The sequence below is a fragment of the Streptomyces otsuchiensis genome, from assembly GCF_004305975.1.
In the GTDB taxonomy this organism is placed as follows: domain Bacteria; phylum Actinomycetota; class Actinomycetes; order Streptomycetales; family Streptomycetaceae; genus Streptomyces; species Streptomyces otsuchiensis.
On the sequence record NZ_BHZI01000257.1, the window covers coordinates 1 to 8358 of the forward strand.

An 8358-nucleotide genomic window follows, 5' to 3' on the forward strand; every position below is an offset into this window, starting at 1 on the left:
CGCCCCACCCGCCCCTCCGCGCTATCGAGCTGATACCGGACTGGGACGGCCGCCGCGCAGCATGACATACGGGGCGGCGCAACGGTTCCCGCAGACGACGGGACGGTGCGCCACGGGGGAGCGCGCAAGACCGGGGACACGTCCCCGGGCAGCGAGGAGCGGCCGGCTCACACCGTCCGCCGGGAGGGGGCGTCATGCAGTTCCGAGTGCTCGGAACGGTCGAGGTGAGGGTCGACGGGGTGTGGACGGGGGTCAGCGCCGCCAAGCAGCGGCACCTGCTGGCAGTGCTGCTGCTGCACCGCCAGCGCGTCGTGCCGGTCTCCGTCCTGATCGAGGAGCTGTGGCCGGTCCAGCCGCCCGCCACCGCGCGGGTACTGGTGCGCAACTACGTGATGCGGCTGCGCCGGATACTCGGGGACGCCGACGGCGTGCTCATCGAGTACCGGTCACCCGGATACCGCCTCTACCTGCCGCCCGGGATGATCGACACCGAGGTCTTCCACAGCGCGCTGGTTGCCGGAAGGAAGGCGCTGGAGGCCGGCGACCCCGACATCGCCTCGGTCCGGCTCGACGAGGCCCTGCGCCTGTGGCGGGGCGAACCGCTCCAGGACCTTCCGGCGGGCGGCATGCTCACCATCGCCCGGGAGTCGCTGACCGAGGCGCGGGAGCTGGCCCTCGACGGCCGCATCGACGCCCAGTTGCCCCGGGACGCCGTCGCGCTGCTGCCCGAGCTGCGGACCCTGGCCTCCCGGTCGCTGCGCGAGTACCGCTGGGGACAGCTGATACGCGCCCTGTGGCTCTCGGGCTCACGCGCCGAGGCGCTGGGCTGCTACAGCCGGGCCCGTCGCACGCTCGTGGATCGCCACGGCACGGAGCCCGGCCCCTACCTGCGGGATCTGCACGAGCAGATGCTCCGCGGGGGGTGAGTCCCGCCGCACCCGCCGCGTGGGGGCGGCAGGGCGCGGCGGGACCGCCACCCCGACGGGCCGGGGCGCTGCACAGCCCCGGACCCCCACCCCGGCCCGGACCACCGTCCGACGCCCGTACCCAGCCGGAAGGCACCCTGATGCGCTTTCGTGTCCTCGGCCCGCTCCAGGTGCTGCGCGACGGCCGCTGGCGGCCGGTCACCGCACCCAAGCACCGCCACCTCCTGGCCACCCTGCTGGTCAGCCGCGCCTCCGTCCTGTCCACCCCGCAGATCATCGACGAGCTGTGGCCGGCCGCGCCGCCCGCCTCGGCCGGAACCCTGGTGCGCACCTACGTCATGCAGCTGCGCCGGCTGCTGGACGACCCGGACGGGCTGCTGGTCGAGCGGGTCGCGCCCGGCTACCGGCTGCGGACGGGCCCGGACGACCTCGACGCCGACCACTTCGCCAGCCTCGCCGCCTCCGGCGAGAGTGCGCTGGCCGAGTGCCGTCCGGCGGTGGCGGCGGCACGACTGCGCGCCGCCCTGAGCGCGTGGCGCGGCGCCGCGCTGGAGGACGTGGTGCCGTCCGCCGGTGCGCACGGGGTCGTCGCGGGCGCCGCCCGCGAGCTGGCGGAACGCCGCGAACTCGCCCTGGACCAGCGCGTCGACGCCGAGCTGGCGCTGGGCGACATCGACCGGCTTGTGCCCGAGCTGCGCTCCCGCACCGTCGTCGGCGACCCGCGCGAGTACCGCTGGGCGCAGTTGATGCGGGCGCTCTGGTACACCGGCCGCCGCACGGAGGCGCTGGAGGTGTACGCCGACCTGGTCGCACTGCGGTGCGAGCGCGGCCAGGGCGAGCCCGGCGCCGATGTGGTCGCGTTGCACCAGGCGATCCTCGCCGGACCCGGCCCGGACGGCCCCGCGCGGGCAAGCGGGCGGGCGGTGGGACGGGAGTGGGCGCACGCCGGTCTCCCGCCCGGCGCGGGCTCCGGTGCGGGCTCCGGCGACGGCGAGGGCTCCGGTGCCGGTGCGGGCTCCGGCGACGGCGAAGGAGGGGGCGATCCGGAGCGCGCGCACCCGTGGCACTGGACCGTGAGCGGCGCGGTTCGGGCGCCCGGCGGCGCGGGCGGGCCGGGACATCTACCTCCGGACACGGCGGACTTCAGCGGTCGCGAACAGCAACTCTCCACGTTGTCGGCAGCGTTGACCCCGCTGACGCCCGAACCGGCACCCCTGGTGCTGTGCGGTCCGCCAGGGGTGGGCAAGACGGCGCTGGCGCTGCGCGCCGCGCACCGGCTGGGCCCGCTCTTCCCCGACGGCCGCCTGTGGACGCGGCTCTCGCACGCACCCGGCCACCCCCGCGAACCCGCCGATGTGCTGGGCGAGTTGCTGGCGGCGCTCGCCGTGCCGCCCGGCCGGGTGCCGCCAGCCGTCGAGGACCGGGCCGCGCTGCTGCGCGGCCTGCTGACCGGCCGGCGCTACCTGCTGGTGCTCGACGACGCGGCCGACGCCGCACAGGTGCGCCCGCTGCTGCCGCCCGACGGAGACAGCGTCGCCCTGATCACCAGCGGCCGGGCGCTCCACGACCTGCGCGGCGCCCGCCGGTTGCCGGTCCCGCCGCTCCAACCGGCCGAAGCACTGGACGTCTTCGCCGCCCTCGCCGGCCCGCTGCGGGTCGGTGCCGAACGCGCCGCCGCGCTGCGGGTCGTCGACCGTTGCGACGGGCTGCCGTTGGCGCTGCGAGCCGCCGCGCTCCGGCTGGAGTCCGCCCCGGGCCGGCCGATCGCCGACCTCGCGCGCGAGCTCGACGACGCCACCACCCGGCTCGACACGCTCGACGGGGTGGGCTCCGGGTTGCGGCTCGCGGTCCGCCACGCCCACGACGCGCTGGACGCGGACGCCGCGCGCGTGCTCGACACCCTCGCGGCGCTGCGGGTGAGGGAGTTCCCGCAGTGGTGGATCGAGGTGCTCAGCGACGCCCCGGACCCGGCGGCGACCACGGCCCGGCTGGTGGAGAGCGGGCTGCTCACCGCCGCGCCGGGCGCCGACGGCGCGCCCCGCCGTGTACTGCCCGGCGTCTACGCGGACTGGGTCCGTGACGAGCGGCCCGCCGGGCGACCGGCCGGCCGGGGCGAGGCGCTGGAACGGCTCGCGGCGGCGGGCCGGCTGCTGCTCGCGGAGGCGACGCGCGCGGCCGGTCTGACGCCGCCGCCGTTCGCGCTGCCGGAGGCCATCGCTGTGGGCTCGGGTGCCGTCGCCGCGGGCCCGGCCGCCACGGCCGTGGGTCCGGGTGCCGGGGGCCCGCGTCCGGGGTGGCCGCTCTCCGCCGATGTGACCTCTCTCGCCGGGCAGTTGGAAGCGGTACGGGATCTGGAGCTGCTGCACCGGCTCGCCCGGAGCGCCGGGCGGCCGGAGCTGACCGCCGACCTGGCCGTCACCGCCGCCTGGCTCACCGGCCGGTCGGCCGTCCCGGGGCACACCGGTGTCCCCGGGCAGCGCGACGCGGGGCGGCCCGCCCGGGTGCCGTGGGCGTGCGGGGCGCCGGGCCCGGGGTGTGGAGCCGTGTGAGCGATGACCGTCGCGACCCGTCCGGCCCCGGCCCCGTCCCCGGCTGCGAACCGGTGGTTCGGGGGCGCCGTCCCGGCGCCCGGCCGGGCGTGCGTGCCGCCGCGTGTCGCGGGCGCCTGCCCGGGTGCCGGTGCGCCCGCGCAGGGCTTGGGTACACTGCTCGGGTCGCGCCGCCTTAGCTCAGCTGGTCAGAGCAGCTGTCTTGTAAACAGCAGGTCGTCGGTTCGAATCCGACAGGCGGCTTCGCGTCGCCCGGGTGGCGACCCCTACGGAGCGCCCCGGCTGATCACTATCAGTCGGGGCGCATCTGTTTTTTCCGCGCGCTCATGCCAAGCTGTAGCCACTTCCAAAACCGCTATGAGCAAGATGAGTTGGTCGTAGAGATGGATTATCCCCGCACGTCCGAAGCGTCCATACACCTCCCTCCTGGAGTGGTTCGCGGCCCCGCGTCCCGTTCGCGGCCGAACCCCCACGTGCCGGAGTCCGCGACAAGCGGCCGGGCCGACGAAGCCGGACGAACCGGCGTAGATCGCGCGCTCCGCCTCCCGCGCGCCAACCCCACCGGTACGACCGCGTCGACGGATCGTCACAGCCCCGCAACAGCAGGTGCCAACGGCCGCGCGGCGCGGAAGGGTGCCGGCATGACCCGCTCACTCACCGTCTCCCTGGCCGTCGTCGGAGCGCTCGCCCTCACCGCCTGCGGCACCGGCGAGGACACCGCCGCCTCCGCCGGCAGCGGGGGCGGCATGACCGCCCAGACCCTCGCCACCGACCTCGCGACCATCGCGGAGATGCCGAACCCGCGCGACACCACCCACTCCTGTTCCAGCAAGGACATGGGTGTGCACGCCTGCGAGCAGATGATCACCACCGATACGTTGTCCGTGTACCAGCTCAGGGACAGCGCCTCGGCGGAGCACTGGTCGGAGACGCTCGCGCAGCGCCACACCGTCGCCACCTTCGGCCCGTTCCTGCTGCAGTGGCAGTACGAGCCGTCGCCCGACGCCTTCGCGGAGATCACCAACCGCACCGAGGAACTGGTGGGCTGACCGCCTCCTCCGCTCCCGCACACCCGCACACCCGCACTCCCGCCGCCTGCCCCCGCCGCATCCCCACGCGCGGCCGGGGGCAGCGATCGATGGACGGCTGTTACATGTCCGCCGAGCGCCCGACGGGGTGGCTGCCTAGCGTGAAGACGTGACCAAGTGCCCTCGCGGGCACGTTACGGCGGAGACGAGGAGGCGCAGGCATGAAGAACACCGGACACCGGACAACGACTCGCCCCGGACGCACGGCTCGCACTGGACGCACGGCACGCCCCGCGGACAGGACGCGCACGGCCCGGCGCGCGTTCGGGGGCCCACGCGCCCGCGCCGCCGTGGCGGTCCTCGGCGCCGTCGCGCTCGCGCTGACGACCACCGGGTGCGGTGAGGACGAGGCGACGGACCGCGGTGCCGGCGAGAACCGCCCCGTCGCCGGCACCTCGCCGCAGGAGGACACCGAGGCGCCCGCCGACGACACCACCACGGACGCGGAGGACAGCACCGACGAGGACCCCGCGACCGGCACCGCGGACGACTCCGACACCGAGGACGCCACCGACCGCCCGGCCCAGGCCGACGGCGCCGACTCCGGCGACCGCCCCTACGTCGTCAACTTCTACGGCGAGGAGAACGCCGACGGCAACCCCGAGCGGGAGCCCGGCAACCTCGTCGTCAGCGAACACTCCTCGATCCAGCAGATCGAGTGGCAGGAGTGGAACGGCGGGGAGGCCGTCGGCACCGGGCTGCTGAGCGGCATCTGGTGCCTGCCCGAGTGCATGGACGAGCCCTTCGAGGCCACCGTCACCCTCTCCGACCCGACCGATGTCAACGGCGACCTCTACTTCTCGACCTTCGAGCTGGAGGCGCCGGACGCCGACGGGTACGTCGTCGACGACATGGACGGTGAGCGCCCGCTGCTGCTCCCCTGAGCCCCCCGGGGGCTGCCGGGTGCCCGGGGGCTCGGGACGGCGCGGTGGGACGGCGCGCGGCATGCGGAGGTGCGCCGGGACGCGTGACTTCCCGGCGCCCCGAGGGGTAGGAAAGCGGCGTGACGGCACGGGAGGCGGGCGCACGGGTGGCACGGGGCGCGGGGCAACGGACGGTACGGGTGACGGCGACGAGCCCCGCGACGCGCACGAGCCCCGCGACGCGCACGAGCCCCGCGACGCGCACGAGCCGCGCGCCGGGCACCCCACCCGCCGCGCCGGCCACCGGCCGCGCCCGACGGCCCGGCCTCGCCCTGGCGGCCCTCGCACTGCTCGCCACCGGCGGCTGCACGATCGACCCCGGCCCGCACATCGAGGGCACCGCCCCCGCCGTCGACCGCGACGCACAGCCGCTCTACGTCAACGACGCCGCCGGCGAGCCGCTGCAACGCCCCGAGCGGTTCGCCATCAGCGAGTTCACCTCCCTCACCGGGCTCAGCTGGGAGTCGTGGGGCGAGCCCGTCGCCACGGCCACCGGCCTGGTCACCGGACTGTGGTGTCTGCCGGCTTGCGAGACCGGCTACCCGGCCACCGTCGAACTGGACGAGCCGGTGGTGCGCGAACGCGTCGCCTACTACACGCGCGCCACCGTCCGCTCCGAGGAGCTGCCCCCCGAACAGGCCGCCGGACTGGACGGCTTGGAGCTGTACGCGCCCCGACCGTGATGAGGAGCCCGCCCGTGAGCCGACCCCCGCAGGACGTACCGCTCGACCTGCCGCTCGACGTCCTGCTCGTCGAGGACGACGACGTGCTGCGCGAGGCCACGGGCATGGCCCTGGAACGGTACGGCTTCCGGGTGCGCACCGCCGCCGACGGACTGACCGGCCTGGAGATGTTCCGCGAGCGCGCCCCGGACGTCGCCCTGCTCGACGTGATGCTCCCCGAACTGGACGGGGTCAGCCTGGTCCGCCGCATCCGGGAGTCCAGCGGCCTGCCGGTGCTGATGATCTCCGCCCGCACCGACCCGGTCGACGTCGTACAGGGGCTGGAGGCGGGCGCCGACGACTACCTCACCAAGCCGTACGACACCGCCGTCCTCGTCGCCAGGATGCGGGCCGCGCTGCGCCGCGCCCGCCCGGACGGCACCGGGGAGGCGCCGCCCGCGCCTGAGGAGCCGACGCTGCTGCGCGCCGGAGACCTCACGGTCGACGCCCGCTCGCTGGAGGTGCGGCGCGACGGGGAACTGGTCGAACTGACCCCGACCGAGCTGAAGCTCGTCCTGGAGTTCGCCGCCGAACCGGGCGTCGTCCTCAGCCGCACCACACTGCTGGAACGCGTCTGGGACTACGCCTGGGGCGGCGACAGCCGGGTGGTCGACGTCCATGTGCAGCGGCTGCGCGCCAAGATCGGCCACGACCGCATCGAGACCGTGCGCGGCTTCGGTTACGAGCTGAGGCCGTGAGCGCTGTGCGTCCCGTGAGCCCCGGGCGCCCGGTGAACTCCGCGCCGCCCTCCGGCTCCGTTCCCGGCCTCCGTCCCGGCTCCCGCCCCCGTCCCGGTCCTGGGCTGCTCGGGCTGCGGGGCAAGCTGGCGTTGAGCGTGGCGGCGGTGGCGGCGCTGGTCGCCGCCGTCATCGGCGTCCTGGTGCACGAGCAGACCGCCCGCACGCAGCTGGACACCGCCCGGGGCGACCTCGACGGCAGGCTGCTGGAAGCGGTCGCCGACTACGAACGGATGGTGGACGGCGGCGTCCTGGTCGACCCGGCGGAACTGCCCGAGCCGCTGCGCCGGGCGGTCACCGACCAGCCCGTCCGCGCCACCTTCCTGGACCGCTCCGGCCCCCGGCCGGTGCTCTGGGCGGCGCTCGCCGAACGGCCCGAGCTGCCACCGGAGCCGGTCCCCGGGGCCGACCGTCCCACCGTCGGTACGGCGGACGCCGCCACCGCCGAGGGACCGGTGCTCGCCGTCCGCCAGTCCTACCAGCCGCAGGCCGACGCCCTCGCCGCCCTCGACCGCACCCTGCTCGGCGCCGGCCTGGTCGCCACCGGGCTGGGCAGCGTACTGGGGTTGCTGCTGGCCACCATCGGAGGCCGCCGGATCGGCGGCTCGGCGCGCACCGCGCAGCGCATCGCCGCCGGAGACCTCGCGGCACGGGTCCGTCCTCGCGGGCGGGACGAGATCGCACGCATGGGCGCGGCGGTCAACACCATGGCGGACGCCCTGCACGCGCGACTGGAGGCCGAACGGCGGATCACCGCCGACATCGCCCACGAACTGCGCACACCCGTCGCCGGACTGGTGACCGCCGCCGAGCTGCTGCCACCGGGCCGCCCCACCGAACTGGTCCGGGACCGCGCACGAACCCTGCGGCGGCTGGTCGAGGACGTCCTCGAAGTGGCCCGGCTCGACACCGAGGGCGCGGAGCGGGCGGAGTTCGAACGGTGCCGCACCGCCGTGCTCGCACGGCAGGCCGTCGCCGCCTGCGCCGAACAGCTCCCGGCCGGATCATCCGGCACCGGCACCGGCACCGGCACCGGCACGGGCACGGGCACCGACGGCGCGATCACCCTGACCGTGCGTGCGGACGCGGAGGTGCACACCGACCCGCGCCGGGTGGACCGCGTTCTGGCCAACCTGCTGTCCAACGCGGTCCGGCACGGGGCCGGGCCCGTGGAACTGGAGGTCGACGGCACCGAACTCCGGGTGCGCGACCACGGCCCCGGATTTCCCGACGAGCTGCTGACCGGCGGGCCCCAGCGGTTCCGCACCGGCGCACGGGAACGCGGCCGGGGCACCGGACTCGGCCTGACCATCGTCACCGGCCAGGCCCGCCTCCTGGGCGCCCGCGTGACCTGGACCAACCCCGCCGGCGGCGGAGCCCTCGCCACCCTCACCCTCCCTGCCGACACCACCC

Annotated in this window: 7 protein-coding genes and 1 tRNA gene; all 8 read left to right on the top strand. The window is 75.8% G+C overall.

Translation table 11 applies throughout. The features are described from left to right. Window positions 1-194: 194 nt before the first annotated feature. Complete coding sequence (locus E0D90_RS20755) at window positions 195-926, top strand: AfsR/SARP family transcriptional regulator (protein WP_130799608.1); 732 nt, start codon at window positions 195-197, stop codon at window positions 924-926. A 140-nt stretch (window positions 927-1066) separates the two neighbouring features. Then, window positions 1067-3475, top strand: coding sequence for an AfsR/SARP family transcriptional regulator (locus E0D90_RS20760; RefSeq protein ID WP_130799609.1), 2409 nt, complete (start codon window positions 1067-1069; stop codon window positions 3473-3475). 169 nt (window positions 3476-3644) lie between these two features. After that, window positions 3645-3718, top strand: a tRNA-Thr gene (locus E0D90_RS20765). 398 nt (window positions 3719-4116) lie between these two features. After that, window positions 4117-4524, top strand: a complete 408-nt coding sequence (locus E0D90_RS20770; protein ID WP_130799610.1) for a hypothetical protein — start codon at window positions 4117-4119, stop codon at window positions 4522-4524. A 329-nt stretch (window positions 4525-4853) separates the two neighbouring features. Continuing rightward, window positions 4854-5447: a hypothetical protein gene (locus E0D90_RS20775; protein ID WP_130799611.1), complete on the top strand. Its 594-nt coding sequence runs from the start codon at window positions 4854-4856 to the stop codon at window positions 5445-5447. A 179-nt stretch (window positions 5448-5626) separates the two neighbouring features. Further along, window positions 5627-6169: a hypothetical protein gene (locus E0D90_RS20780; RefSeq protein ID WP_130799612.1), complete on the top strand. Its 543-nt coding sequence runs from the start codon at window positions 5627-5629 to the stop codon at window positions 6167-6169. Window positions 6170-6273: 104 nt separating this feature from the next. Next, entirely contained in the window at window positions 6274-6906 is a 633-nt protein-coding gene (cseB, locus tag E0D90_RS20785; RefSeq protein ID WP_438827424.1) for a two-component system response regulator CseB, read from the top strand. 14 nt (window positions 6907-6920) lie between these two features. Then, the coding region (locus E0D90_RS20790; protein ID WP_307721163.1) for a sensor histidine kinase at window positions 6921-8358 on the top strand (1438 nt) is incomplete at its 3' end.

Bases quoted from the DNA above. Each gene is read 5' to 3' on its own strand.
- cseB (WP_438827424.1), top strand. From the start codon at position 6,274: ATGGCCCTGGAACGGTACGGCTTCCGGGTGCGCACCGCCGCCGACGGA.
- E0D90_RS20755 (WP_130799608.1), top strand. From the start codon at position 195: ATGCAGTTCCGAGTGCTCGGAACGGTCGAGGTGAGGGTCGACGGGGTG.
- E0D90_RS20760 (WP_130799609.1), top strand. From the start codon at position 1,067: ATGCGCTTTCGTGTCCTCGGCCCGCTCCAGGTGCTGCGCGACGGCCGC.
- E0D90_RS20770 (WP_130799610.1), top strand. From the start codon at position 4,117: ATGACCCGCTCACTCACCGTCTCCCTGGCCGTCGTCGGAGCGCTCGCC.